We start from the raw sequence: 26,366 nt of genomic DNA, 5'->3' as shown, positions 1-26,366 counted from the left end.
GCGAGACAGGTGCTTCCTAGGAGGCTCGCTCTCAGGAGTGAGCCTATACAAGCGCCTCGATAATTTCTTTTCGTTTACTTGCCGGGCGGTGGACGTCGCCGCTCCCTTGGGGAGAAAGAGGGAAGGGCTTTCGTTGGGTTCCAACGCCCGGTATGCATACGGGCCATGAGACGCTTCTTCCTACTGAGCAGCACGCTGGTCCTCGCCCTGGGTTGCGGCAAGGACGACGACTCCAAGAACAAGGCGGAGTGTCATCTTGCCGCCATCAACCTGTCGGCCTGTCAGCGTTCAAGCCTCGCTGCGGTGCAGTCCACCGGGGTGTGGAACGTCAATGTTGAACTGAACGACGGCTCGGGCTCCGCGGGAGCGCTGAAGTTGTCGGGCGGTTCAGGGGCCCAGATTCTGGGGCTGTCGGTGACGGAGCGGCAGCTCACGGAGGACACCTTCTATCTGGCCGCCGACGTGGTGGACACGTATGGCCGCACGGTGCGTTACGCGTTCGCGGGTTGCGAGGCGAGCGCGCCGACGAAGCTGGAGGGGACGTTCCGTCGGTGTGTGGACGGAGCGTTGGACCTGCAGGGCACCTTCAAGGGGGCTCGCCTGGAGCGCAACGCGGGCGAAGGCGAGTCGTCGGGCGTGGAGCTGGTGAAGGAGCTCGCGTTGCCGCGCGGCGCCGCGCGGGATTTGACGGTGTCGGGTGGCTACGCCTATGTGCCCGCGGGCCCCGAGGGCTTCTTCGTCTTCGACGTGACCAACCCGGCCGAGGCGCGGCGGGTGGGTGAGGGCAATCCGGGCAACGACGTCTACACGGACGTGGCGGTGAAGGGCACCACGCTCTTCGTGGCGAGCCAGAAGAATGGCCTGGCCCTCTACAACGTGGCGAACCCGGCGGCGCCCGCCTTCCTGCGTGCGTTGGCGGACCCGGCGGTGGAGGTGGTGTCGCTGGCGGTGGAGGGGAACCTCCTGTTCGCGGCGTCGCCCGCGCCCAACGGAGAGGTGCTCATCTTCGACGTGACGACGCCGGTGCAGCCGAAGCTGGTGGACCGTTACTTCGTCGAGGGAGCGCAGCCGCAGGGTGGCGAAGTGCCGATGGATGTGATGGCGGTGGGCAATCGCCTGTACGTGAGCAACTGGACCTACGGCGTGACGGTGTCGGATATCACCACGCCGTCGACGCCGAAGCTGCTGGGGCGGTTCAGTGGTGGCACGTCGCGCACGGTGGCGGTGGGCACGGTGGGTGACCGCACGCTGGCCTTCTCCGCTGGCGAGGACTGGGACGCGCACCTGACTGTGCTGGATGTCGCGTCTCCGGCGAACGTGCTCCAGGTGGGTGAGTTCCGGATTCGTCCGGAGGTTTCCATCCGCGCGCTGGCGCTGTCGGGAGCGAAGCTCTACGTGGCGCACTATCAGGATGGCCTGCGCGTGCTGGACGTGAGCAACCCGAGCGTGCCGCGGCAGGTGGCGTACTACAACACCTGGCGTGAGACGGACGCTGGCCGTGGCATCTCGTTCTTCGAGGGGCTCAACAGCGTGAACGTTCCCGGGGATGGGTACGTGTACGCGACGGATTCGTCACGAGGGTTGCTCATCTTCCGCGAGACGCCGTGAGCGTCAGGTCGCACCATCGGTTGAGGCGCCTCGTGAGTGAGGCGCCTCGCCGGTGTCGTGCGCGGAAGGTGCCGCGTTGTGCGGTCGCCTCGTTCGTGAGCCAGTACTTAGCCGGCGTCACGGAGTGAGCAACGAGTTGCCCGTGCCGGACCTGCCGAGGCTGGCGTCACGGAATGAGCAACGAGTTGCCCGTGCCGGACCTGCTGAGGCCGACGTCGCGGAATGAGCAACGAGTTTCCCGTGCCGGACCTGCCGAGGCCGGCGTCAGGGAATGAGCAACGAGTTTCCCGTGCCGGTCTTGCCGAGGCCGACGTCGCGGAATGAGCAACGAGTTTCCTGTGCCGGACCTGCTGAAGCCGGCGTCACGGCGCGAGCAGGGAGTGAGCCGTGCTGGACCTGCCGAGGCCGGCGTCACGGAGTGAGCAGCGAATTTCCCGTGCCGGACCTGCCGAGGCTGGCGCTGCGAGCGAGGCTGAGTTCGACGCCGGCATCTTGCAGTGCGCGTCGCGCGGAATACGTGTCGCTGCGTCCGGCTGCGTCGCGGGCGAGGTTGATCAGGGCACGGGCGCGTTCAGCATGAACGATGACAGTCCCCTGGCCGAACTCGGAGGCGCTGTCGCGGACGCTGGCGAAGGCGCTGTCGGCGATGTCCAGCGCGTTGCCGACATCGTCCTCGCCCTGTTGGAGCGCGGCATCCGCCGCGAGCATCCACTCCCCCGCGCTCTGGATGGCGGCGAGCCGCTGCTGACGTGAGCGCTCGGTTTCGACCGCGCGCTCGCCGAACGTGTCGACTTGCTGCTGCGTGGCCTGGGCGTTCTGTTCAATCTGGGTGTCTCGTGTCTTGAGTTCTTCCTCGAGTTGCTGAAGGCGATTCCGCAGTTGCGTCACCTCAGCGTCCGTGGCGGGCTTGGTGGCCTGGGCCGAAGGATTCGCGGCGGTGTTTCCATTCTGCTGCCCGCTCACGGAAGACTGCTGCTGTGGTTGAGCCGGCGTGGTCGATGTGTCGCCCGACGTGCCCGCGCCGCCCTGTCCATCGAGTTGCTCTGTTTCAGTCGGCCCAAAGCCACCGAGGGAGTCCTGGCTGTCAGGCTGTGTCGTGGTGCTCGTGCCGGAACCACCGGTCGCGCCCTGGCTATCAGGCTGTGTCGTGGCCTCCGTGCCGGAACCACCCGTCGCGCCCTGGTTATCAGGCTGTGTCGTGGCCTCCGTACCGGAGCCCCCCGTCGCGCCCTGATTATCGGGCTGTGTCGTCGTGCTCGTGCCCGAGCCGCCGGTCGCGCCCTGATTATCGGGCTGCGTCGTGGTGCTCGTGCCCGAGCCACCGGTCGCGCCCTGATTATCGGGCTGCGTCGTGGTGCTCGTACCCGCGCCACCAGTCCCCATTGGCTCCACGGGAGCCGTCGTCCCGCTCGTGTCCGAGCCGCCCGTCGCGCCCTGCGCGCTGGGCTGCGTCGTGGCATCCGTGCCCGAACCACCGATTCCTGGCTGGCCAGTGATGTCCGTGCCTGAGCCAGTGATGTCCGTGCCTGAGCCAGTGATGTCCGTGCCTGAAACGTCGGACGAGTCCTGTCCGCTCTGAACCGGGGTCTGCGGCGCCGTGCCGGCCGTTCCATCCAGCGCGCCAGCCTGCGATGCCGACGACGGAGCCACGGCCTCGGTGTTCGAGCCACCTGGCTGCGAAACCCGAGCATCACCCGAGTCATCCGAGCCCGTCCCCTGTCCTGTTGTCACATTGCCCGAACCACCCACGCCCGGGGCATCTCCGCCTGTCGTCCCCGAGGTCGTTGATGAAGCATCGGAGTCATCCGTCCCACTGCCCCCCGTGCCTTCCGGCACCTCGGCGGGGATGGGCTCATAGTTCCGATACGTTTCGTCGATAGCCACTTCGCCGGAAGTCGACGGGGCCTCGCCATCCGGAAGAGCAGGCGTGATGCTGTAGGGCCCATAGGGCGCCGTCCCATCCGCCATCGGAGATTGAAGGACGTAGTTGGGAGGGAGCCATGCGCCGTCCGCTGCCTCGGCGGCCTGCTCGTTCGCATCCCGCAGGGCCGAAGCCGCGGGGCCTCTGTTGGACGGATCCGTGGGGGAAGGGTAGGGCGCCTCGCTCTGACCCTGCGCGAGGCTCAATCCGGCGGCGATGGCGATCCACAGGTGCATGCCGGAAGGATGTTCACTGCATGAATTCTCCGGCACCTCGTCGGCCCAAGCGCCCCTCGTTGGCCCGCCCGGGCGGCGACCTGCCCCCGAAAACGAAGGACCGCGTCCCCGGGAATAGGAGACGCGGTCCCTGAAACTCCACTGCGCGAGGTGTCCGCGTCAGATGCTGATGCGCAACCCCGCGCCCAGCTCGAAGGTGGGCGCCGCCAGGGTGCGGCCATGAAAGGTCTTCTCGCCGACGACGACGTCGGGCACCGAGAAGCCGAGTCGGAACTCACCACCCTTGTGGCCGTAGTGAACGGCGCCATAGGCCTCGACCGTCAGGTAGCTGAGGGCGCGGTGGGTGACGTTGACTCGACTGATGTACGACTTGTCCGAGAGGTTGCTGAGCGTGAAGAAGTTGAAGGACGTGCGCTCGAGCGACCCGGGCCGGTCCAGGAACAGGTACGCGGCACCGTAGTGGCGCCCCAGATACAGCGGCTGGAAGGCGTCCTGCGTGAGCAGGTACGGATAGCCGAAGGAGCTCGTGTAGCCCGTCGAGTTGTAGAAGTACTCCACGCCCAGCACTGCGATGTCGTTGTCGCCGTAAGGGAAGCTGTAGTTGGCGCCACCCGTCACCTGGGGCGTGAGCCCCGAGGGGACATAGGCCTCCACCAGCGACGTGTCCTTGATGATCTCCTCGTACGTGGTTCCGACGGGGATTCGGTACAAGGGGCGCTCGGTGCCCTTCTTGATGCCCACTTCTCCGTAGACATCGATGGGACCCAGCGCCGAGGACACGTCGAACCCGAAGCGCGGCTTGCGGCCCCGCTGTGCCACGGCGCTGGCGCCGAACTCCGCGGGCCCGAGGACGACTTCCGCGCGCAGCGCCCCACCGATACGGCTCAGGCGGTTGACCGGGTCGGCCTCCACGGGGGGCGGAACGCCTCCCGTGTTGTCGACCAGCGCGCCCGCATCGGTGCCCAGGTCATCCATCACCGCGATGGCATAGAAGTTCCAGCCCTTCGCCTCCCAGGGAACGTGGACCTTCAACATGGACACGCCGGTGCGCAGGTCCACGAAGGCCAGCGGATTGCGCCGCTGCGGTGACAGGAAGTCGGTGGGGTTCCATATCTGCCCCGTGCCCCACTTCACATGCTGCTTGCCGATGGTGAGGAACAGGGTCCGTTCGATATCGAAGCGGAGCCAGGCCTGGTCCAGCAGCACGCGAGGATTGGACGGCGTGTTGTTGTCCGTGGTGCCCGTCTGCGTGGCCACGGTGGGGTCGTAGCTCAACCGCCCCACCACGAAGCCCCGCAGCCGGTCCATCGGCCGTGCGTCGAAGTACCCGTCCACCAGGGTGGGCGCGGAGAACGACGTGTCACCGAACGACGTCCCCTCCGTCGCCGCCGCGAAGCCGCGCATGTAGAACTGCCCGCCAATCTTCAGCGGGTCGTCCACGGCCTCATCGGAATCGAAGGCGCTGCGCGTCCCCGGCCCCGACAGCGCCTGCGAGTCCCGGTCTCCCGGCTCGGGCGGAGCCGGGGTCAGCGGCGGTTGCCGCTCGGTCGCGTCGCCCGTGTTGCTCGCGTCGGCATCCGCGGACGGCGCGGGGTCCTCGCCGAACACCTCGTCGTCACTGGGACGCCCCGTCGTGGGAGGCTCCCCGGGCGTGTCCGCCTGGGCGGGTTTGTCGTCCTCGCCCCCGAAGAGGGCATTCTCGTCCGGCCGCCCGGATTGCCCGAGCGCGGTGGTGCCGGCGAGGGCCACGGACAGGGCCGTGGCCAGGGTGAGGTTGCGCGGGCTCATCGACTCTTGCTCTCGAGCCAGGCCTTGGTGAAGAGGTTGGCCTCCAGCGGGCGCAGGTCCACGGACTTGATGAGGATGATGGTGGAGTTGGCCTTCTCCACCTCGTCGTAGAAGCGGATCTCCTCGGGGAACCAGACGTCGGCGCCCTTGGACTCGCTGAAGATCTTCTTCCAGCGCGGATAGAGCGCGGTGCGCATCAGCCGGCCGGACAGGGCGTAGTCCTCGCGCTTGAGGATGTTGTTCGTGTCCTTGTCTATCCACATCTTGACCAGGGGGTATGCCACGTCCACGTTGGGCTTCACCTTCAAGAGCAGCTTGTGGGCGGTGAATTTGCCCAGCTTCGCCTCGCCCTCGTAGGCCGGGTCGAACTCCTCGGCCAGACGGGACTCGTCGAAGTCGGCGCGTCGGCTGTCGGTGCCGGCGATGCGCTCGCGCTCGGTGCGGCGCTCCCACTTGCCCACGTTGGGGTCGTAGCTCCAGAGGTTCTTGTCCATCCGCAGGTAGCCCTTGCCGGCCTCCGTCTTGGGCTTGCTGAAGAGGATCATCAGCTTGTCGTCCGCGTCGCGCCGGTAGACGAACGCCTCGCGTACGTTGTCTGTTTTGTCCTTCTCCTTCTGCTCCATGTAGATGAGCGACTTGTAGTCGCCACCGTTGCGCTGACGGTCATCGATGGTCGCCAGCATCTGCGTCATGGCGGCCGGCTCCAGGGCCAGCGCCACGGGCGCGGACAACATGGCCACGGACAGCGCCGCGGCGGACAGCAGATTCTTGAGGCTCATGGATTTCATCCGATGTGGTGCATCGCCGTCACCGGCTTGAGGCGCGCGGCGAGGAAGGAGGGAATCAGCGAGATGAGCGTGGTGCAGGTGGTGATAAACACCATGGCGCCGACGACGGAGCCCGCGTTCACCACCAGGTGCAGCCGGTCCGACATGATGAACATCGCCACGGCCGCCGGGACGCCCACGTGGGCGGCGTCCACGCCCAGGCAGACGGCCAGCCCGATGAGCGCGCCCGCCAGGGTGCCCAGCGCCCCGAGCGTCATCGCCTCGAACAGGAACATCGCCACCACCCGGGTGCGCTGCATGCCGATGGCGCGCAGCGTGCCAATCTCCCGGGTGCGCTCCCGGATGGCGATCCACAGCGTGTTCATGATGCCCACGCCGATGATGACCAGCAGCACGAAGATGAGGATGCTGGTCAACCCGTTGAGCGCGGTGAGCGTCCAGGTGATGAACGACAGCTCATCCTCCCAGTTGGTGATGTCCAGCTTCTGTCCGGTCCACGCCTCGCGGTTGACGACCTCGAACTTCATCCAGAAGGCGCGAGGGTCATTGTCCATGAGCTGGTGGCCCGCGTCCGCCAGCACCGTGCGCAACCGCGCCTGGACGACGGGCACCTGGTTCACGTCCTTGAGGTACAGGTAGAGGGCGCCCGTGGTGTCGTCGCGCAGCTGGTACAGCGAGCGCAGCGTGTTGGACGGGACGAAGACGTTGAAGTCGCTCATCATGCCCACGTCGGTGGCGATGGCGGCGACGCGGACGTCCACCGTGTTGTTGGTGCCGCGCATGGTGGGGGCGGAGATGGTGACGGTGTCGCCCACCTTCACCTGGAGCCGCTTGGCCTGCTTCTCGAACAGGAGCACCGTGCCCTGCTCGTTCAGCCCGTCCAGGTTGCCCTCGTGGATCTGCAGGACCTGCCGGAAGCCCGGCTCGTCCTTCACGTCGATGCCGCCCACGCCCACCTGCATGGAGGCGGACTCGCTGACGATTTTCGCCCAGCCGCGCCCGCGCTGGACGGCGTAGTCCAGCTCCGGCACCTCCTTGCGGACCAGCTCGAGAATCTTGGGGTAGGCCGTCACCACCGGCGCGGCCTGGCCGGCGGTGACCTTGAAGAAGCCGCCCACGTTGACGTGGCCGGTGGCGAGCGTGGTGGCGGAGCGCAGCATCGTCTCCTTCATGCCCGTGGACAGGCCCATGAGGATGACGAGCAGCGCGGTGACGCCGGCGATGGCGCCGCCCAGCAGCAGCGTGCGCCGCCGGTGGGTGCCGAGGTTTCGGAATGCGATGAGGAAGAGTTGGAACATGGCCTTACTCGTCCGTCTGCATCGCCTGGAGAGGCGACACCCGCGTCGCGAGGAACGCGGGATAGAGGGTGGAAATGGCGGACACCAGGAGGACAATCACGAAGGCCGCGATGAGGTTGCCGGCGCTCAACGTGGGGTAGAGGCGGGGACCGGAGAAGAAGAAGTACAGCGCCTCGTTGCCGGCGGGGATGCCGGCGCTGCCCAGCGCGCTCATGATGCCGCTGCCGAGCAGCGCGCCGCCCACGCCGAACACGAAGCCGAGCAGCACCGTCTCCACCAGCACCATGCTCAGGATGAAGGAGCGCTGCGCGCCGATGGCCCGCATCGTCCCGACTTCGCGCACGCGCTGGAGGGTGGCCATCATCATCGCGTTGTTGATGATGACCAGCGCGACGATGAAGATGATGAAGACGGCGAAGTAGAGCACCAGCTTCGCCATCAGCACGAACTGGCCGATGAGGCCCGCGGCCTGCTGCCACGACACCACGCGCAGCTTCAGCCCCGCCGCCGTGGAGGCCTGCTTCAGCTCCTCCATCGTCTGCTGGAGCTGCTCGGGGTCCTTGAGGATGATGGCCGCGCTGAGCGCCACGCCCTGCTCGATTTCCTGCTGGGAGTAGACGCGCGAGGCCAGGTCGTCCCGGCGCAGCGAGCCCAGGGCACCCTCGAACGCCTTCGAGTCCTCGATGAGCCCCGGCGTGGCCTCCGCCACCAGCGTGTTGCCGCTCTCCTCGCCGAAGAGCGCTTCCTCGGCGTTGGCGCGGTCCACCGCCTTCAGGCCGCTGTTCTTCTGCAGCTCGGCGATCTCCGCCTTGCGGTCCGGACTGAGGTAGCCGTACAGCTCCCGGAAGGACATCAGGTCCATCAGGTTGATGACACCGGCCATGGCGGACTTCTCCAGCCCCTTGAACTGATAGGTGCCGTAGATCTTCACGTTGATGCTCTGCACGTAGCCGGTGCGCGTGAAGGCGGTGATGGTGAGGTTGTCACCCATGCGCATGCGGTACAGCTCCAACAGCGGCGCGAGCTCCGCGTAGAACTGCTGGTAGCGCGTGTCGAAGTTGTCGTCGGTGGTGGTGAGGAACTCCGACAGGAGCTTCTCCAGGGAGGCCTCCTTGCTGCCGAGCACCTTCTGCAGCCGCTCCACCGCCTGCCCCGTCTTGATGGGGTCCAGTTGGAAGAGGATCTCCCGTGGCTGCGTCTGGTTCTCCTTCACCCAGCGCTGCAGCTGCGGGTCGGTGTCGATGCGCTTCTGGTTGAGGTCCCGCTCCTGCTTGATGTTGTCCAGCCGGAGCGCCGTCTTCAGCTTGAGGAAGTTCTCGTAATAGAACTTGGACAGCAGCATGCCGCGCTTGCCCTGGGGCACCGGCTGACCGTCGACAATCTCCATGCGGTCGAAGGTGCGCTGGAAGGAGTCCAGGTCCGTGCCCACGTAGCGCATGTCCAGGAGGTCGCCGTCCGGAAGCTGCGGGGCGATCCGGTTCTCCAGGAACTCCAGCGAGGCGAACGGGTCCTGCTCGAAGGTGTCCCAGAACGCGTCGGTGCGAGCGCGCGCCAGGGCCTCCACCTCCAGCGGGTCCACGGCGGCGGAGCTGAGCAGCTCACGGCTCTTGTTGCGCTGCTCCTCCATGAGCGACACCATCTGCCGCACGTGTGACTTGACGCTGTCGAGGTTCGCGCGAAGGGCAGGGGATTCGCCTTCCTCCGCGCGCTTCTTGTAGAGGTCTCTCAGGCGCGCGAGCGTCAGGTCCACGGTGTTGCCGGAGGTGATGAGCGCGCCGCTGGTGCCCATGGGCACCACCGTCTTCACGTTGGGGTGCTTCTCCAGGACGGGCTTGATGCGGCTGAAGTCGTCCAGCACCGCCAGGTCCGGCTCGCCGCTCATGCCGCCGTACAGGCTCAGCTCGTCCTTGGAGTCGTCCGAGTAGACCTGGAGGTGGCCCGCGACGCTGCCGATGATGCTGCGGCTCATCGCGCTGTCCATGCTGTCGAGCAGCGCGCCGCCCACCACCACCAGCAACGTGCCGAAGAAGATGATGCCGCCGATGAGGATGTTGATCTTGCTGGTGAACAGGTTGCGGAAGGCCACCTGCATCAGCAACCGGAGCTGACCCATGTCAGTGACCCTCCGCGCCCACGGCGAGGGCCCGCTTCGCCTCGGAGGGGGTCAGCCGGTCCAGAATCTTGCCGTCCGCCAGACGCACCACGGCGTTCGCGTGGTTCATCACCTTGGCGTCGTGGGTGGAGAAGATGAAGGTGGTGCCTTCCTTCTGGTTCAGCTCCTTCATCAGGTCGATGATGTGCTGGCCCGTCACCGAGTCCAGGTTGGCGGTGGGCTCGTCCGCCAGCACCAGCTGGGGCCGGGTGACGAGCGCGCGCGCGACGGCCACGCGCTGACGCTGGCCGCCGGACAGCTCGTTGGGGCGGTGCTTGGCGTGATGGGCCAGGCCCACCTGCTCCAGCAGCTGATTCACCCGCTCCTTGCGCTGGTTCTTGTCCAGCTTGCGCTGGAGCAGGAGCGGGAACTCCACGTTCTGGAAGACGCTGAGCACCGACACCAGGTTGAAGCTCTGGAAGATGAAGCCGATGGTGTGCAGGCGCAGGTGCGTGAGCTGGCGCTCCGTGAGCTGCTTGGTGTCCTGGCCGGCGACGCTGACGACACCCGACGTGGCCGTGTCCACGCAGCCGATGAGGTTGAGCAGCGTCGTCTTGCCGCTGCCGGACGGGCCGGCGATGGAGATGAACTCCCCGGGATGCACCTGGAGATCCACGCCTCGCAGCGCCGGGACGACCACCTTGCCGAGGGTGTAGTCCTTGGTCACGTTGGTGATGGAGACGATGGGAGATTGCGCGACTGCGGCGTTCATGCGGTGCGTCCTTTCGATGCCTTGGGGGTGCGGGGCGAGGGGCGGGCGCCGCGCGAGGCGCGCCACCGCTCGGCGATGCCGGCCATTTCGGCCAGGTAGAATTCACAGAAGTCCGCCGCCTCGAGCAGGTGCTGCTTGTGCGCGAGCTGCGGCGCGCGGAGGGCCTCCTGGCACACGCGGACAAACGCCTTGACGCTGTCCTCCGCGGTGCGAAGCCGGCTCTCCCAGCCGTCGTTGTTCACGACGTAGTAGTGCTGCCGGTCTCCGGGCACGCTGGCGGGCTCCACCAGTCCAATCGCCATGCTGGCGCGGATGTTGGTGGACACGGAGGCCGCGCTCACCTTGAGCACGCGGGCAATCTGCTGGAGCGACAGCGGTTGGTCCGTCAGCATCAGGAGCGCGTGGATGCGCCCGCCGATGCGCGTGCTGCCCTGCCGTTCGAAGTACAGCCCCATCGATTCGATGAAGCGCTGCTCCGCGGCGCCCAGCTCCTTCATTCCCGGCCTCCGTCTCACCCGAGGAGGCCGCGCGCGACAGACGTCCGCGAAGGGCCAGGGTGGCGCCCGGCATCTAGTTCGTTCAGACCATTCAGTCAATACTGAATGAAGTGAACGCAAGCAGGGCCCGCGACCTGTGGAGGCCGCGGGCCCTGCTCATCCCCGTCTCGGGGGAAGACGTGCGTCACGGGTACGGGTCCGTGGGCTCAGTACGTGTCGGGGCTGGTGCTCTTGTCCCCGGAGGTGCCGGTCCCCATGTCCTTGTTCTTGTCGGTCCCCATGCCGGAGCCGCCGGTGCCTGGCTCCTCCATCGGGGCGCCCGGGTCCTGGGTGCCCGTGTCCGGGGCGGGCTGGTTGATGGTCGGGTCAGGCGTCATGACGTCCGTGCCCGCGCCGCCGGTGCCCGACAGCGAGATGCTCTTGGCCATGTTCTTCGTTTCCTTCACCTCGAAGCTGGCCCGGATCTCCTGGCCCTCCTTGAGGTCCTTGGCCTTCTTGAGCGTCGGGTCGGTGAACGTCGTGCTCTTGTCGATGTCGAGCGTCACCACCGCGCCCTGCGCGTCCTGGACGAAGACCTTGCTGCTCTCGGCCTTCACCACCTTGCCGCTCAGCTCCTTCTGGCCCATGGCGCTGGAGCCCATGGTGGAGCCAGAGCCCCCCATGGAGCTGTCCTGCTGCATGGAGCTGTCCTGCTGCGTGCTCCCGGTACCTGAGGTGCCCGAGCCACCCTGGGCCGCAGGGTCCTGCTGCGGCTTGGTCTTGTCATCGTTCGCCAGAGCCGCGCCGGACCCCAGCAGCGCCATCGCCGCGAAAACCCCAACCAGCTTCTTCATGGGAGAATCTCCTGTGTGAGTGCGACGGAGGGGTGTGCGTGATGCAATCGGTCCCTCCGCTGTTCCAAAAGCTAGGTGCGACCGTGGAAGGGGACAGGGCTGGGGGGGCAAGGTCGGCGCGTGCCCGGCCCCTCCCCTGCCGGTGGGCCATGGGCCGGGTGGACCCGAGGGCAGGCCTCAGGCGGCTTGTGGGCGGACGGGCTTTTCCCCTAGCGTCACACCGGCAAGCGTCCATCGGCCCCCTGGCCGCTGGCCCGACAGGAGACCCCCTCCGCGATGCCCCCGTCAGCCAAGCCCTCCGCTCCCTCCCCGTCCCAGGAGCTCCCCGTGCCCTCGTACCCCGCAATCGAGTCGCTGCTCGAGGCGACCCCCGCGGAGGACGTCCGGGCGCTGTTCGACCCGCTGAAGGACGGCCTGGCCGCCCTCAAGGGGCCCAAGGTGGACGCGGGCAAGAAGGCCCAGGCCGCGCTGACCCACGCCGAGCAGCTGCTGGAATTGTTGGTGGATACCCGCGAGCGGCTGATCGCCGAGGCGAAGGGTTCCAAGGGTCGGAAATGACGGGGTTTTCCCGTTGAATCGCGGTTTTTCGCCACGGACAGGCAACTGGCGGAGGGCTGGGCCGATAATCAGGGAAAGAGCACTGGATCATCCGGGAGCTCTGTCTACTTCTCGCAGCGCCTGGAGGATGAAATGGCGAAGATCGACAACATGATGGGTCCCGGCGTCCGGCTCTCGACCAACGTCACGACGGCGCGCCAGACCCCGAACACGGGCTTCGGCGCTCGGCTTCAGAACGGCCTGAACAGCGCGGCGGGCGCGGTGGGCACGGGCGTCGGCGCGGTGGCCGGCATGATTCCGGGCGGTCAGATTGTGTCCGCGGCGGTCTCCTCGGTTCACACCCTGTCCAACAACGCGGGCTCTGGCAGCGCGCCCTACGCGGGCGTGATGAGCACCGCGGTCGGCATGGGCGGCGGCACGGTGGCCCCGTCGATGGGTGGCGGCGTCGCGGCCGGCATCAGCGGCGTGGCGGGTGGCGTCGGTGGTGGTGTCGCGGGTCCGGGCACGGGCGCGCTGGGCACCAGCACGTCGGACACTGTCGGCGGCAACTTCTCGCTGAACCAGATGGCGGCTGAGAACTCCAAGCTGCTGAACCTGCAGGCGGCCATCCAGCAGGAGTCGCAGACCTTCACGGCTATTTCCAACGTGATGAAGTCGCGGCACGATTGCATCAAGAACTCCATCAGCAACGTCCGCTAAGCCCTCGGGGCGTGGCGGGCGCGAGCCCGGAGGGGAGGGGAGCGGCGCCGCTTCCCTCCAACCCGGGCCAGGAAAGGAAGAGCGAAGTCCATGGCGGAGAGCGTCTCGGAGATCTCGAACAGCCTGGTCCCCTTGGGGCGCCAGCAGGCCATGGTGTTGCTGGAGGCCGGCTATCTGTGGCTGGACATGGGGCAGTTCGACAAGGCGAAGGAGATCTTCTCCGGCGCCGCGGCGCTGATGCCCAGGAGCGAGGTTCCGCAGCTGGGGCTGGGCGCGGTGGAGTTCGCGCAGGGCCGTCACGACAAGGCGCTGCAGGCCTACCGCTCCGCGCAGCGCCTGGCGCCGCAGGCATCCCTGCCGCGCGCGCATGTGGGAGAGGCGCTCCTGTTCCTTGGCAAGGTGCCGGAGGCGCTCAAGGAGCTGAAGGCCGCCATCGACCTGGAGCCCGAAGGTGACGGGGCCCGTCTTGCGCAGGCGCTCCTCCAGGCGAAGGAAGCGGGAGTCCTGCCTCCCGCGAAGAAGTAGAGGCAGAAGGGGAGCTTCGCCCATGGCTGTCGGTGGCGTTGGACGCGGTGGTGGGAAGGGGCGCGCCGGCGGCGCGAAGGGGGCGTCGTCCGCGGCGCCCACGGGTGGCACGGCCTTTGGCGCCCGGGTGGACAAGGCGGAGTCTCTCGTCGGCGTTTCGGGTCTGGTAGGCTCCAGCAACGTCCAGGGCCCCCAGGCCGCGGATCCGGTCGCCGCGCAGGCGATGGCCATCGCCCGCGGATTGAAGAACGGGGGCTTCAAGAGCAAGGAAGAGGCGACCCGGGCGTTGGTCGCCGAAGTCCTGAAGGAGAAGCTGCGCATGAAGTCCTCCTCCCTCACCACGAAGATCGCGGACGCACTGCAGGATGACCCGAGGCTGAACCAGGTACTCGAGCGGCTGTGGTCCAAGGCCGAGTGAGCAGCGCTTGCCACTGGGCGAAGACAGGAAGGCCATTCTCACCAAGTACGGCCCCTACGTTCGGTCGCTCGCGGCGACCGTGCGCAAGCAGTTCAACGCCCAGCTGGAGCTGGATGAGCTGGTGGCGTACGGACAGATTGGACTGCTGGAGGCCGCTGAACGATTCGACCCGAAGGTGGGAGCCAACTTCCTCACCTTTGCCCACTACCGCATCAAGGGCGCCATCTTCGACGGTTTGAGGAAGATGGGGGTGTTGAGGGGTTCTGACGCCCGCAACGCGTATGTGGGCGAGCGGGCGGCGGCGTATCTCGGCAATTTGTCGGACCGGGAGTCGGGCTCAAGCAACCGGGGCAGCTCATTCGACGATGATGTCAGTGACATCTCGGATGCGGTGCAGGGTCTGGCGATGGTGTTCGCCTCCAGTCTGGAGGGGGCCGACAACGGCGGGTACACCGACGAGTCGCTGCCGGTGGATGTCCGGCTGGAGCAGGAGCAGCTGAAGACGCGGGTGCGGGCGGCGATAGAGAAGCTCCCGGAGAAGGAGCGCAAGCTTCTTCAGGGGTACTACTTCCAGGGCAGGACGCTGGAAGAGGCGGGGTCGGAAATCGGGCAGTCGAAGAGCTGGGCGTCGCGGCTTCATGCGCGCGCCATCGACCGCCTCAAGGAACTCTTGAACGAGGAGGAGGAACTTCCCCCTACCTCGACGGATGCAAGGAGGCTGTCACATGGCGGGTCCGATGGCGGGCATCTCCGCGGCGCAGGTGGCGCAGCAAAAGCTGCAGGATCAGGGCGTCCAGCAGACGAACAAGGCGGGAGCGTCGAAGTTCGACGGAGTTCTCGCTGACAAGGCGCAGGGCGCCGGCCAGGTGGACGCGGCCCAGGGCGTGAACAAGGCCCAGGCGGCGCAGGCGACCCAGAAGACGGACGCCGTCCGCCAGGTGGAGACCGTCAACAAGACGGAGAAGGCGGCCCTGAACAAGGTCAGTGCCACCGCCACCCAGCCGGTCTCCGCGAAGGCCGCGGAGCCTGTCGCCGCCAAGACGGAGACGGGCAAGACGGGCAAGGCCTCCGACATGATGTCGCAGGTGATTGGCGACCTGGAGAAGGGCCAGGGCAACCTGGAGAAGATCATCTCCCAGGCCTCCAGCGGCAAGCAGTTCTCCAACGCCGAGCTGCTGTCGCTCCAGGCGTCCATGTACCAGTACACCCAGCAGTTGGACCTGACGAGCAAGGTGGTCGAGAAGGCCACCACCGGCCTCAAGGACGTCGTCAAGACGCAGGTCTGATTCAGTCCACCGTCCTCGGTGGCGCTTGGATGAAGGGCGGCCTCTCCGAGTTGGAGGGGGCGCCCTTCCGCGTTTTCCGAGGCCCTAGTAAGCTCAATGTGCCCATGATTCGCCGACCGCAAGCGTTCGCCGCCCCGCTCCTCGCCCTCGTGCTCGTGACGGGATGTCACATCGAGCTGCAACATGAGCTGAGTGAAGCGGACGCCAACGAAATCTACGTCCTGCTCAGCAAGAACGGCATCAACGCGAAGAAGGAGAAGGAGGAAGGCGGCAACGAGGTGCGGTTCATGATCACCGTGCCCAAGACGGACGCCGCGGAGGCAGCGGAGTTGCTCAAGCTCAACTCGCTGCCCAGACCCGTGGAGAAGGGGCTGTCGCACTTCGCCAAGGGAAGCATGGTGCCCACCGCCACGGAGGAGCGCGCCATGCTCCTCAAGGCCATGGCGGGCGAGGTCTCCAACGCGCTCAACCAGATTGACGGCGTGTTGGAAGCACGCGCCATCGTCAGCGTGCCGGAGAACAACGACCTGACGCAGCCGGAGAACAAGCCGCTGCCGTCCGCGTCGGTGTTCATCAAGTACCGCATCGTCGAGGGCGGCAAGGCGCCCATCGAGGTCGCCGCCGTGAAGGCCTTCGTGGCCACGGCCGTGCCGGAGATGCGGCCGGAGGCGGTGACGGTGCTGATGACCGCGGCTCAGGGCCCCAAGGCGGAGAAGACGGACGAGAACCGGCAGCAGGACGTGCTGGGCCTGCGGATGACGGCCTCCAGCGCCAGCCAGTTCAAGATCATGCTGGTGGGCGCCTTCGTGCTCATCCTCGCGATGATGGGCCTGACGGGGTGGTCGTTCATGCGCTCCCCCGGCGGTGCCCCCGCGGCGCGTGGCACCCGTCCCCGCGTCCGTCCGCCCGAGGCCTGACGCCTTCCGCGCCCCTCCCGGTGGGGCGCCTTCTTTCTCCCAGCGGGCGTCCGTGGAAGCCCGCGAGGTGACGTTTGGACTCGTTCTTCACCTCGCTCAACAAGCGCCAGAGCATGTTGCTCCTGACCGCCGTCACCTTCGGCGGCCAGGAGAGCTTGGGGGCGATGGAGCACCTCCCGACGGAGGAAGGTGAGCTGCTGCGCCACCGCGCGCAGGAAATCCTGCAGATCCCCCGCGACAAGCGCATCCCCGCGCTGGTGCAGGAGATCAAGCGGCTGGTGAAGGACCGGCGCGGCCAGTTGTGGAGCGCGGAGCCGGAGCGCCTGGCCGCGCTGCTGCAACGCGAGCGCGGTGCGCTGATGGAGATGGTGCTGCGCGCGCTGCCCTCCGCGATGGCGGAAGCGGTGCGGGTCCACCTGCCGCCGTCTCGCGTGAAGCTGACCCGCGAGGTCCGGCCTCAAGTATTGGACATCGTCCGGTGGAAGCTGGAGGAGGCGCTGGCTCGGGAGTCGAGCGCCTCGCAGTCCGCGGGCTTCAAGTTCTCCGACGTGCTCATGCTCCAGCAGCGAGAGCTGCTCACGGTGAGCGACAGGTTGGGCGCGCGCGTGCTCGGCCCGGCCCTGGCGGGCCTTCCCGACGCGGAGCGGGAGACGCTGCTGGAGGCCCTGCCTCCGGACCTGAAGCTCCTGGCCGGCAAGTCCGTGGCGGCCAATGCGCCACGCAAGCTTCCCGAGGAGGACGCGCGCGCGCAGCTGGAGCTGCATGACGGACTGAAGAACCCGGCGGGCTCCATCCGCAGCGCGGGAGTCCAGCGGCTGGCGCGCGCGTGCGTGGCCCAGTCCCCTGAGTTCGCCGCGCGCATGCTGGAGAAGTACCGGGGTGAGTTCGGCAGCCTGGTGGCGAAGTGGGTGCGCGAGGAGCGCATCCGTCCCACCGCGCGCGGAGACGGTGGCCGCACCGACATCGTCATGGACCTGGAGCGGCTCGCCACCCGGGGCCTCATCGAGCGGCCCGTGCGTCTGGCGACGCCTCCGCCGCCGCGTCAGTCCGCCGTGCTTCCGCCGCCCCCTGGCGCACGCAAGGCCGCGGCCGCCGCGGCTTCCTCCGTCGCGCGTGAAGCTCCCGCTGGAGGGACCCGTGAGCCCGGCGCCGCGCCTCGAGAAGGAACAGGCGTGGCCCGTGAGCCGGCGAAGGCCGCCGCCGCCGCGCCTCGAGAGGGGACGGGCGTGGCCCGTGAGCCGGCGAAGGCCGCCGCCGCTCCTCGAGAAGGGACAGGCGTGGCCCGTGAGCCCGCGAAGGCCGCCACCGCCGCGCCTCGAGAGGGGACGGGCGTGGCCCGCGAGCCGGCGAAGGCCGCCACCGCCACGCGCCGGCCTCCAGGCGCGGAGCCCGCGGTGCGGCGTGACTTCATGGCCGAACGGGCCGCGAGGAGCGCGGGCGCCATGTCCAGTCGCGAGCCGTCGCGCGTCGCGCGTCCCAAGGATGGTGCCTCGGACGGCTCCGCGGTCCATCGCATCCCTCCTCGCCGTGAGCCCACGTCCGCTGCGCCGGCCCCGGGTGCTCCGCGTCGCGAAGGCACCTCGGCGGGTGCTCGCCGAGAGCCTCCTGGCGCGCCCGTCGCTCGTCGCGAGCCAGGTGGCCCCGAATCCCGCCCCGGGCGACCGGACCCGGAGGGGGCCCGCATCGGTCCTCCTCCCTCGCGTCTGGGCCTGGGGGGACCTCGGCCCCGGCCCGCGACCCCCGCGGGGGAGCCAGAGGCGCCTCCGGCTCGGGAGCGCTCGCGCGTGGGCCCCGCGGCGGAGGGTTCCCGCGTGCAGCGCCCGCCCGAAGAGCTGTCTCGCTCCTCTCGCGTGCGGCCCCGTCCCGATGCCGCCCCCCCGCCCCGCGAGGACCCGGAGGGCTCTCGGGTGTTCCGCTCGCGCTCCTCGGTCAGCGTCAAGGCGGTGCGCCCGGACCCGGCCCGGGAGGGCGCGAGCCCGCAGGAGAGGCCTCCTCGGGTGCTGGCCGGGCGAGCGGCTCCCGCTCCGGGTGCGCCCCCAGGGGTTCGGGAGGGCACGTCGGTGCAGCGCCGACCCCGTGGGGCGTCCGACACGGACGGCCCGGTGCCTCCTGGCTCCGGTGGGCGTGGACCGCGCGGCGGAACGCGCTAGCATCCGGCCCGCAAGGAGCGGCGCATGGCGATCGGCAAGGTGATCAAGGGTGACGGGACGGCGGAGCCGTCTCTCGTGTCGGAGCGGCCGGTGTTGCGGCCTCCGCGCGCGGGGGTGATGAACGCCGAGGTCTTCGAGGCCCGCCAGGGAGCCCAGGGCATCATCGAGGAGGCCCACCGCGAGAAGGAGCGCATCCTCGCGGAGGCCCAGCGCGAGCGCGAGGAGCTGCTCGTGAAGACGCGGGAGCAGGGGCGCCAGGAAGGGCTGGCCCAGGCCACGGAGATCATCCTCCGCGCGAAGATGCAGGCCGGGGAGCTGTTGGGCACGTACGAGAGGGACATCATCGCCCTGGGCCTGCGCGTGGGTGAGAAGATCATCGGCCGGAGCCTGGAGAAGGACCCGGACCTGATGCTGGAGCTATGCGCGTCCGCCATCGACAACCTGCGCAGCGCCCGCGCCATGACCCTGCGCGTGCACCCGAAGACCGCCGCCGTGCTGCGCGCCAAGAAGCCCATTTTGATGGAGCTCATCGGCCGCGCGGTGGACCTGGCCATCAAGGAGGACCCGGAGGTCGCTCCGGTGGGTTGCATCGTCCAGACGGAGTTCGGCACGGTGGATGCGCAGCTGCCCACGCAGCTGGAGATGCTCCAGAACGTGCTGCTGCCAGACCAGAACGGCCCGAAGGAAGGCCCGGCCTAGCCGGGACGGAACCACGTCCATGGCCATCGACCTTTCGCGCTATTTCGACCTCATCCAGGACGCCCAGACGGTGCGCGTCCGGGGCCGCGTCACCGAGCTGACGGGCCTCATCATCAAGGCGAGCGTCCCCAACGTCCGAGTGGGCGAGCTGGTGCTCATCAAGAGCCGCGGCCGCGGCCCCGTGAAGGCGGAGGTAGTGGGCTTCCAGGGCGACGAGGTGATGCTCATGCCCCTGGGCGAGCTGTACGGCATCGGCCCGGACAGCGAGGTCATCCCCACCGGCAAGCCCCTGAGCATCAAGTGCGGCGAGGCGCTCCTGGGGCGCGTGCTCAACGGCATCGGCGAGCCCATGGACGGCAGCGAACTGCCGGCAGAGGGCCTCATCGACTGGTCCGTGGACCGAAACTGCCCGGACCCGTTCACCCGTCAGCGAATCGAGCGGCCCCTTCCCCTGGGCGTGCGCTGCATCGACGGACTGCTCACCGTGGGCGAGGGCCAGCGCGTGGGCCTGTTCGCCGGCTCCGGCGTCGGCAAGTCCACGCTGATGGGACAGATAGCGCGCAACACCCAGGCCGACCTCTGCGTCGTCGCCCTCATCGGCGAGCGTGGTCGCGAAGTCCGCGAGTTCATCGAGGACGCCATGGGCGAGGAGGGCATGAAGCGCTCCGTGCTGGTGTGCGCCACTTCTGACCAGCCCAGCCTCGTGCGTCTGCGAGCCGCCTACGTCGCCACCGCCATCGCCGAGTATTTCCGGGAGCGCGGCGGCAATGTGCTCTTCATGCTCGACACGGTGACGCGTCTGGCGCGTGCCCAGCGTGAGATTGGCCTCGCCGTGGGGGAGCCCCCGGCCCGCCAGGGCTATCCACCGAGCGTCTTCTCCATGCTGCCGCGCATCCTGGAGCGCACGGGCAACTCGGAGAAGGGCAAGTGCACCGCCATCTACACCTGCCTCGTGGCCGGCGGTGACATGGAGGAGCCCATCGCGGACGAGGTCCGCGGTATTCTCGACGGCCACTTCATCCTCAACCGCGCGCTGGGCGAGCGAAACCAGTGGCCCGCAATGGACGTGCTGGCGAGCCTCAGCCGTGTGATGAGCGGCATCGTCTCCAAGGAGCACAAGAAGGCGGCGGGCAAGCTGCGAGAGACGCTGGCCACGTACGAGAAGCAGCGCGACCTCATCCTGCTGGGCGCCTACCAGTACGGGACGGACCCCCGCACGGACTACGCCATCGACAAGTACGACGCCATCATCGACTTCCTCAAGCAGGACACCCACTCCAACTCCGGCTTCGAGGAGACGGTGGAGCAGTTGATCGCCCTCTTCGAGGAGTGAGGGACAGGGGTGCACCCCGGTAAATCCGGGGTAGGATGGGGGTCACCATGCCCCCGTACCGGTTGCAAACCCTGCTGGAAATGCGGACCCGGGCCAAGGAGGAAGCCGAACAGGCCTTCTCCGACGCCATCAAGGCCCTCGAGCGGGAAAAGGTGGAACTCCAGCGGCTGATTGACGAGCTGGAGCGCCGCAAGCGCGAGCGCAAGGAGAAGGTGGCCGCCTACCTCAAGGAGGTCATGGCCAAGGGCGCCGGCATCAACGGCATGAACATGATGGGCCGCTTCGAGGAGCGCCTGAAGGACGAAGAGGCGCAGGTGGCGCTGGAAGTGGAGCGTCAGCGGGAAGCGGTGAAGGTGGCCGAGCGACTCGTCGAGCAGCGGCGGCGGGAAATGGCCGAGGCGGCCAAGGAGCTCAAGGCCATCGAGAAGCACAAGGAGACCTGGCAGAAGCAGGTGAAGCACGAGCGCCAGCAGCGCGAGGAGTTGAGCCAGGAGGAGATTGGCAACGCCTTGTTCCTGGCTCGGCAGCGCAAGTAACCTGCCGCCACCCCTTCCCTCGGGAACGATGTCATGAGCCGAGTCGACGACGACCGTGAAACAGCGCGCCTGGCCGAGCGCATCATGCAGGAAAAGAAGCTCGCCGAGGGCCAGGCGAAGAAGCGGACGGAGGGGGCCAGCGCCTTCCAGAAGCTGATGCAGCCCCAGGCCCAGCCGCAGGCGACGGCCCCTGCTCCTGCGCCCACGCCGCAGACGCCGGGTGCCTTCGCCAGGCAGATCCTGGCCAAGGCGACGCAGGAGGGGAAGACCTTCGGGGAGCAGGCCCAGCAGCCGCAACTGGGTGGCAACCCGGCGGGTCTGGCGCAGACGCAGCGCCGAGCGGACAGCGGGGCCACGGAGGCTCGTTCCGGCTCGCGCGCCGCGGATTCCAAGGAGGACAAGCGCACGTCCGAGGGGCGCGACAAGGACATGAGCAAGGCCGAGTCCGCGCTGGGACAGGTCAGCTCGGAGAAGGGCGCGCTCATCCGTGCGGATGCCGACGCGGGCGGCGGCAAGGGCAGCGGGGGCGGCGGCAAGGACAAGAAGGAAGGCGGCGGCGCGGAGATGGCGCCGGGGTTCCGGTTCAACCCCGCGCTGATGGCGCCGGTGCCGGTGGCCAAGCCCAAGGACACCGCCGGCTCCGAGCGGCTGCGCGCCATGGCCAGCGAGATTGCCCAGAAGATCGTGGACCGCGTGCGTGTGGGCACCAACGCTGCGGGCCTCGCCGAGTTCCAGATTGATTTGCGCGGCGACGTGCTCAGCGGCCTGTCCATCAAGGTCAGCGCGCGCAACGGGAAGATCTCCGCGACCTTCAGTGGCACCAACCGTGACGTGCTGAAGATGCTCGAGGAGCACAGCGAGGGGCTTCGCACCGCGCTGGGCGGCCGTGGCCTGAAGCTCGAGACGGTGCGCTTCGAGGCGAAGACATGAGCGTGGAGCCGGAGGACGAAGGTCCCGGCGTGCATGAGCGGACGATGCTGGTGGACCTCCGCCAGCTCAAGCCGGTGCGTCCGCCGGAGAAGACCGAGCGTCCGGAGAAGGTCGAGCGTTCCGAGCGAAGCGAGCGTCCGGAGAAGGTCGACCGGGGCAGCTGGCGACCCTTCCAGTTCAAGGGCCTGGAGAAGGTGTCCAGGGCGCAGGGGCTCCTGGCGGAGCGGCTGCGCTGGCTGACGCCGAACGATGGGACGCTCGGGGCGGTGTCCGCGCGGCTCAAGGGCCTGTTCGACGCGGAGGTGCGTCTGTCCCTGGAGTCCGTGCAGGTGCGGCCCATGGCGGAGCTGCGTCGGTTCCTGGGCGACCCGACGTTCCTCGCGGTGCTGGCACCGGGGGCGTTGCAGGGCAGGGCGGTGCTGGAGGTGGAGCTGTCACTGGCCCACACGGCGGTGGACCTGCTGCTGGGTGGCGCGGGCGAGACGGTGGGCCTGCGGCCGCTGACGGACATCGAAGAAGGGGTGATGGGCTACGTCATCCTGGAAGCGCTGCGGGTGCTGGTGCCCGCGCTGCAGGCCGGGGTGCCTCGCCCGAGGCTGGACGGCGTCGCGCGTGGCGTGGACGAGGTGTCCGCGCGCCTGGGCGACGACGGGCCGATGCTGGCGGTGCACCTGAATGCCACGCTGGGGCCGCACAGCGGCATGGTGCGGCTGGTGGTGCCCTCGGCGGTGTTGGAGGCGGCGGAGCCCGCGGTGGAGAGCGCCCAGCGGCGCGCTCGGGCGAAGGCGGACCTGGCGGTGCATGCGCGCCGGCTGTCCGCGGTGCGAAGCTGGCTGCGGGCGGAGATTGGCACCGCGGAGCTGACGTCCAATGACCTGGCGAGCCTGCGGGTCAAGGACGTCGTCCTGGTGGACGTGCTGTCGGCGCGGCCGGACCGGGGCGAGCCTGGAACGGCGCAGCTGCGCGTGGGCGCGGGGCGCTCGGGGCACGCGGAGGCCCAGGTATTCGTCGAGGACGGGCGCTACAAGGCCCGCATCACCGGCATCATCCCCGGGGAGTCGGGGAACCCGCGCTCGGCCACCGAGGAGGGTGGGGGGCGGGAGCAGGAAGAGGACTTCACCAACCCGGAGCTGGACGTTCCTCCGGAGCTCGAAGGGGCGCCCTTGGACGACGTGAACAAGCCGGACGGAAGCGACCTGCTCGGCGACGTACCGCTGCAGATCGCCGTGGAGCTGGCGCGCATCCCCGTCACCGCGGAGCAGGTGGTGGGCATGCGGGCCGGTCAGGTCATCGAGCTGAGCCGGGGGCCCGGCGAGCCGGTGGAGCTTTCCATCAACGGCAAGGTGGTGGCCCGAGGCGAGCTGGTGGAGATGGAAGGCCAGCTCGGCGTGCGCGTCACCACCCTGGCGAGCTGAGGACTTCATCCGCGACGGAAGCAAGCGGGCGGGAGCGGGCTGCCGGACGGGGGCCCGTGGCGGTCCTCCGGCCTTTGAACTAGCCTCGCCCCCATCCATGGCAGTCCTCCGCACCCCCCTCATGCGCCTGTCCCTGGGCGCCGCGCTGCTGCTCGCGCCCTCCACCGTGCTGGCCCAGGCGCCCTCCGCGCCCGCGCCGAGCGCCACGGCTTCGCCCGTTGCCGCCGTTCCGGCTTCGTCGCCCGAGGCCCAGAAGTCGGCCCCGCGGAGCGCCACAGCCCCCGCTGTCGCTCCGCCTTCGTCGCCCGAGGCCAAGAAGTCGGCCCCTAGCGCCACGGCGCCCGCCGTCGTTCCCGAGGCCCAGAAGTCGGCCCCGCCGAGCGCCACGGCGCCCGCCGTCGTTCCGGCATCGTCGCCCGAGGCCAAGAAGTCGGCCCCCAGTGCGACGGCGCCCGCCTCGGCGGACAATGTCCGGGTTGCGGCGCCTCCTTCCGCGCCGAGCACTCCAGTGGCCCCCGCGCAGAAAGCGGTGGTGGTGCCAGGCTCCACGGCATCAACCGTCCTTCCCACCCTGGCGGAGGGCTCTACCGAGGCTTCCGCTTCAGCAATGCCGGGCGCGGCGCCCGGGTCCGCGCCCACGCCAGAGGCATCCGCCGCATCGCGTCAGAAGACTCCGGGCGCGGAGCCACGCTGGGAGGACCCCGCGCTTGAGGGCGCCGCGGCGGCGACGGAAGCGGAGGCCGAGCCGGAGAGCATGGGGTGGATGCTCATCCGCACGCTGCTTGTGCTGGGCGCGGTGGTGGCGTCCATCTACCTCACGCTGAACGTGGGGTTGCGCCGGCTGATGGGCCTTCAGGGGGCCGTGCCGGGCAAGCAGACCGTCGTCACCGTGGTGGAGCGCCTGACGTTGGACCCCAAGCGCGCTCTCTTCGTGGTGAAGGCCGCGGACGAATACCTGCTGGTGGGCGGCGGCGAGGCGGGCCTGCAGCTGCTGTCGAAGCTGGATTCGGAGGCAGTGGAGCGCATCCGCGCGCAGCGCCCGCAGACGAACGTGGTTCCCCTGAGCCCTTTCCTTCAGAAGCTCCTTTCCCGCCGCTCCGGGGGCTCGTCGTCCCAGCCCCCCGGCGCCTGATGGCACCCGTCCCGTGAACGCCCAGACTCCTGCCCGCTCCTTGCTCCCGCGCGTCTCGCCCTGGCTCTTCGCGGCCGCGGTGTCGCTGCATCCCTTCATCGCCCTCGCGCAGAAGAAGCGCCCCGGCTCCATCCCCGACTCCGTGGCCAACGAGGCGGTGAGCGCCGACACCTTCACGTCGCGTCCGCTCATCCTCATCCTCGCGCTCGCGGCCATGGGCCTGGTGCCCTTCGCGCTGATGATGGTGACGAGCTTCGTGAAGATCTCCGTGGTGCTCTCCATCGTCCGCTCGGCGCTTGGCACCCAGCAGATTCCGCCCACCCAGGTCATCACCGGGCTGGCCGTCATCCTCACCGTCTACATCATGGCCCCCGTGGGCATGACGATGTACCGGGCCTCGGAGCTCAACGTCTGGGATTCGTCGGGGGCGGGCGCGTTCTCCTCGGCGAAGGTGGGCACCCTCCTGGACGGCGCCGACCGCGCCAAGGAGCCCCTGCGCGACTGGCTGATGAAGAAGGTCACCCTGAAGGACCGCTCGCTCTTCTTCAACCTGGCCAAGAAGATGCGTCAGGGTGAGGACCGGGACTCGGTGGACAGCAAGGACTTCATGGTCATCGTCCCGGCCTTCGTGGTGTCGGAGCTGAAGGAGGCCTTCCAGATTGGCTTCCTGCTCTTCGTTCCCTTCATCGTCATCGACATGGTGGTCGCCAACATCCTGCTCGCGCTGGGCATGCACATGCTGTCGCCCACCACCATCTCCATGCCCTTCAAGCTGCTCCTGTTCGTCCTCGTGGACGGCTGGTACCTCATCGCCAAGGGCCTGGTCGTCGGCTACCTGTAGGGAGGAAGGCACCCCATGAACCAGCTCACGTTCATCACCCAGGAGGCGTTGTTCCTGGTGCTCGTGGTGTCGGCCCCGCCGGTGTTGATGAGCCTCATCGTCGGCTTCATCATTTCGCTGTTCCAGGCCACCACGCAGATTCAGGAACAGACGCTCACCTTCGCGCCCAAGGTCATCATCGTCTTCGGCGTGCTGGCCATGACAGGACCGTGGATTGGAAGCCAGCTGGTGCGCTTCACCTTCCACGTCTTCGACCGGTTCCCCGCGCTCATCAAATGAACGCCGCGGACCTCGTGTCCGAGCTGGCTGCTCGGACCAACTTCTCCGCCGCCATCTTCACGGTCGCCCTGCTGATGTGCCGGGTGATGCCGGTGCTCATCTTCAGCCCGTTCCTGGGCGGCGAAGTGGTGCCCACGGAGATGAAGATGGGCATCGGGCTGACGCTGGCCATCGTGCTCTATCCCTCCATCGCGCACACGGTGACGACGATTCCCCTGACGGCGCTGCCGTACATCGCGCTGATGGCGAAGGAGGTCTTCATCGGGTTCTGCATGGCGTTCATCGTCAGCAGCGTCTTCGAGGCGGCGCGCATCGCGGGCACTCTCACGGACACCATGGCGGGCAGCAACAACGCCCAGCTCTACGTGCCGCAGCTCGGCCAACAAGTCTCCCTCTTCTCCAACCTCAAGGTGCAGCTCTCCGTGGTGCTGTTCCTCACCCTGGACGGGCACCACCTGGTCATCCGCGCCCTGGCGGAGAGTCTCGCGGTGGTGCCACTGGATGGCTTCCCACGCTTCAGCCATGGCTCGTGGACCTTCTTCGACGTGCTGGTGCGTGTCTTCGCGGACATGCTGCGGGTGAGCCTGGCCCTGTCCGCTCCCGCGATGCTGGCGACCTTCCTCACCGACGTGGCGCTGGGCGCCATCAACCGCGTGGCGCCGCAAATCCAGGTGTTCTTCATCTCCATGGCCATCAAGCCGCTCGTCGGCGTGCTCATCGCCTTCCTGGTGATGGGGGCGCTGCTGGCGCGCATCCAGGACGAGCTGGCCCACATGCTGCGGGTGCTCACAGACGCCCTGCGGCTGCTGGCCTGA

At 68.3% G+C, this 26,366-nt stretch carries 26 protein-coding genes; 18 read left to right on the top strand and 8 right to left on the bottom strand.

Annotated elements, in window-relative coordinates; all coding sequences use genetic code 11:
* The first annotated feature begins 165 nt into the window (after nt 1–165).
* Nucleotides 166–1,608 carry an LVIVD repeat-containing protein gene (locus tag HUA75_RS21310; protein WP_174487398.1) on the top strand — a complete coding sequence of 481 codons (1,443 nt, stop codon included), beginning with the start codon at nt 166–168 and terminating at the stop codon, nt 1,606–1,608.
* Between the two features lie 411 nt (nt 1,609–2,019).
* Here the strand turns inward: HUA75_RS21310 and HUA75_RS21305 are convergent, their stop codons facing one another.
* The 8 genes from HUA75_RS21305 to HUA75_RS21270 all read right to left on the bottom strand — a co-directional run bounded on the left by HUA75_RS21305 (nt 2,020) and on the right by HUA75_RS21270 (nt 11,833).
* Nucleotides 2,020–3,765, bottom strand: coding sequence for a hypothetical protein (locus HUA75_RS21305; RefSeq protein WP_174487397.1), 1,746 nt, complete (start codon nt 3,763–3,765; stop codon nt 2,020–2,022).
* 159 nt (nt 3,766–3,924) lie between these two features.
* On the bottom strand, nt 3,925–5,553 hold the full coding sequence (locus tag HUA75_RS21300) for a hypothetical protein (protein ID WP_174487396.1): 1,629 nt from the start codon (nt 5,551–5,553) through the stop codon (nt 3,925–3,927).
* Nucleotides 5,550–6,332, bottom strand: a complete 783-nt coding sequence (locus tag HUA75_RS21295) for an outer membrane lipoprotein-sorting protein (RefSeq protein ID WP_174461804.1) — start codon at nt 6,330–6,332, stop codon at nt 5,550–5,552. Before HUA75_RS21295 ends, HUA75_RS21300 begins: the two co-directional genes overlap by 4 nt.
* 5 nt (nt 6,333–6,337) lie before the next feature.
* Complete coding sequence (locus HUA75_RS21290) at nt 6,338–7,639, bottom strand: FtsX-like permease family protein (protein ID WP_174487395.1); 1,302 nt, start codon at nt 7,637–7,639, stop codon at nt 6,338–6,340.
* A gap of 4 nt (nt 7,640–7,643) precedes the next feature.
* Nucleotides 7,644–9,752 (bottom strand): ABC transporter permease, encoded by a 2,109-nt coding sequence (locus HUA75_RS21285; RefSeq protein ID WP_141648441.1) that lies wholly within the window; start codon nt 9,750–9,752, stop codon nt 7,644–7,646.
* A gap of 1 nt (nt 9,753) precedes the next feature.
* A complete protein-coding gene (locus HUA75_RS21280; protein ID WP_141648440.1) occupies nt 9,754–10,503 on the bottom strand; it encodes an ABC transporter ATP-binding protein in 750 nt (249 codons plus the stop codon).
* Nucleotides 10,500–11,000, bottom strand: coding sequence for a GbsR/MarR family transcriptional regulator (locus tag HUA75_RS21275; protein ID WP_141648439.1), 501 nt, complete (start codon nt 10,998–11,000; stop codon nt 10,500–10,502). Before HUA75_RS21275 ends, HUA75_RS21280 begins: the two co-directional genes overlap by 4 nt.
* Nucleotides 11,001–11,206: 206 nt before the next feature.
* Complete coding sequence (locus HUA75_RS21270) at nt 11,207–11,833, bottom strand: hypothetical protein (RefSeq protein ID WP_141648438.1); 627 nt, start codon at nt 11,831–11,833, stop codon at nt 11,207–11,209.
* A 327-nt stretch (nt 11,834–12,160) separates the two neighbouring features.
* Here HUA75_RS21270 and HUA75_RS21265 point away from each other — a divergent pair, with 327 nt between their 5' ends.
* The 17 genes from HUA75_RS21265 (at nt 12,161) to HUA75_RS21185 (ending at nt 26,366) form a co-directional block, all read left to right on the top strand.
* The gene (locus tag HUA75_RS21265; protein WP_371745608.1) at nt 12,161–12,391 is read left to right on the top strand and encodes a hypothetical protein; all 231 of its coding nucleotides are present in this window, start codon (nt 12,161–12,163) and stop codon (nt 12,389–12,391) included.
* Between the two features lie 132 nt (nt 12,392–12,523).
* The gene (locus HUA75_RS21260; protein ID WP_141649236.1) at nt 12,524–13,090 is read left to right on the top strand and encodes a hypothetical protein; all 567 of its coding nucleotides are present in this window, start codon (nt 12,524–12,526) and stop codon (nt 13,088–13,090) included.
* 90 nt (nt 13,091–13,180) lie between these two features.
* Nucleotides 13,181–13,615: a tetratricopeptide repeat protein gene (locus tag HUA75_RS21255; RefSeq protein WP_141649237.1), complete on the top strand. Its 435-nt coding sequence runs from the start codon at nt 13,181–13,183 to the stop codon at nt 13,613–13,615.
* A 22-nt stretch (nt 13,616–13,637) separates the two neighbouring features.
* Nucleotides 13,638–14,033: a hypothetical protein gene (locus tag HUA75_RS21250; protein ID WP_141649238.1), complete on the top strand. Its 396-nt coding sequence runs from the start codon at nt 13,638–13,640 to the stop codon at nt 14,031–14,033.
* A 7-nt stretch (nt 14,034–14,040) separates the two neighbouring features.
* Entirely contained in the window at nt 14,041–14,877 is an 837-nt protein-coding gene (locus tag HUA75_RS21245) for a sigma-70 family RNA polymerase sigma factor (RefSeq protein ID WP_141649239.1), read from the top strand.
* Entirely contained in the window at nt 14,759–15,319 is a 561-nt protein-coding gene (locus tag HUA75_RS21240; RefSeq protein WP_246137878.1) for an ATP-dependent helicase HrpB, read from the top strand. The genes HUA75_RS21245 and HUA75_RS21240 overlap by 119 nt, the downstream gene beginning before the upstream one ends.
* A gap of 104 nt (nt 15,320–15,423) precedes the next feature.
* Nucleotides 15,424–16,236: a type III secretion protein gene (locus tag HUA75_RS21235; RefSeq protein ID WP_141649240.1), complete on the top strand. Its 813-nt coding sequence runs from the start codon at nt 15,424–15,426 to the stop codon at nt 16,234–16,236.
* 74 nt (nt 16,237–16,310) lie between these two features.
* Nucleotides 16,311–18,386 carry a hypothetical protein gene (locus HUA75_RS21230; protein ID WP_174487394.1) on the top strand — a complete coding sequence of 692 codons (2,076 nt, stop codon included), beginning with the start codon at nt 16,311–16,313 and terminating at the stop codon, nt 18,384–18,386.
* A gap of 24 nt (nt 18,387–18,410) precedes the next feature.
* Nucleotides 18,411–19,085 carry a FliH/SctL family protein gene (locus tag HUA75_RS21225; RefSeq protein WP_141647476.1) on the top strand — a complete coding sequence of 225 codons (675 nt, stop codon included), beginning with the start codon at nt 18,411–18,413 and terminating at the stop codon, nt 19,083–19,085.
* Between the two features lie 19 nt (nt 19,086–19,104).
* The gene (sctN, locus tag HUA75_RS21220; RefSeq protein ID WP_141647475.1) at nt 19,105–20,418 is read left to right on the top strand and encodes a type III secretion system ATPase SctN; all 1,314 of its coding nucleotides are present in this window, start codon (nt 19,105–19,107) and stop codon (nt 20,416–20,418) included.
* 47 nt (nt 20,419–20,465) lie between these two features.
* Entirely contained in the window at nt 20,466–20,954 is a 489-nt protein-coding gene (locus tag HUA75_RS21215) for a flagellar assembly protein FliH (RefSeq protein WP_174487491.1), read from the top strand.
* 33 nt (nt 20,955–20,987) lie between these two features.
* Nucleotides 20,988–21,884, top strand: a complete 897-nt coding sequence (locus HUA75_RS21210; RefSeq protein ID WP_174487393.1) for a flagellar hook-length control protein FliK — start codon at nt 20,988–20,990, stop codon at nt 21,882–21,884.
* Entirely contained in the window at nt 21,881–23,299 is a 1,419-nt protein-coding gene (gene sctQ, locus HUA75_RS21205; protein WP_174461810.1) for a type III secretion system cytoplasmic ring protein SctQ, read from the top strand. The genes HUA75_RS21210 and sctQ overlap by 4 nt, the downstream gene beginning before the upstream one ends.
* A gap of 97 nt (nt 23,300–23,396) precedes the next feature.
* Nucleotides 23,397–24,431, top strand: a complete 1,035-nt coding sequence (locus HUA75_RS46865) for a flagellar biosynthetic protein FliO (RefSeq protein ID WP_254627652.1) — start codon at nt 23,397–23,399, stop codon at nt 24,429–24,431.
* Nucleotides 24,432–24,444: 13 nt separating this feature from the next.
* Nucleotides 24,445–25,272 (top strand): type III secretion system export apparatus subunit SctR, encoded by an 828-nt coding sequence (gene sctR, locus HUA75_RS21195; protein WP_141647472.1) that lies wholly within the window; start codon nt 24,445–24,447, stop codon nt 25,270–25,272.
* Nucleotides 25,273–25,287: 15 nt separating this feature from the next.
* Nucleotides 25,288–25,551 carry a flagellar biosynthesis protein FliQ gene (gene fliQ, locus HUA75_RS21190; RefSeq protein ID WP_141647471.1) on the top strand — a complete coding sequence of 88 codons (264 nt, stop codon included), beginning with the start codon at nt 25,288–25,290 and terminating at the stop codon, nt 25,549–25,551.
* On the top strand, nt 25,548–26,366 hold the full coding sequence (locus HUA75_RS21185) for a flagellar biosynthetic protein FliR (protein ID WP_141647470.1): 819 nt from the start codon (nt 25,548–25,550) through the stop codon (nt 26,364–26,366). The genes fliQ and HUA75_RS21185 overlap by 4 nt, the downstream gene beginning before the upstream one ends.

The organism is Myxococcus sp. CA040A (assembly GCF_013336725.1).
Lineage (GTDB): Bacteria > Myxococcota > Myxococcia > Myxococcales > Myxococcaceae > Myxococcus > Myxococcus llanfairpwllgwyngyllgogerychwyrndrobwllllantysiliogogogochensis.
This window is presented reverse-complemented; position numbering and strand designations above follow the sequence as displayed.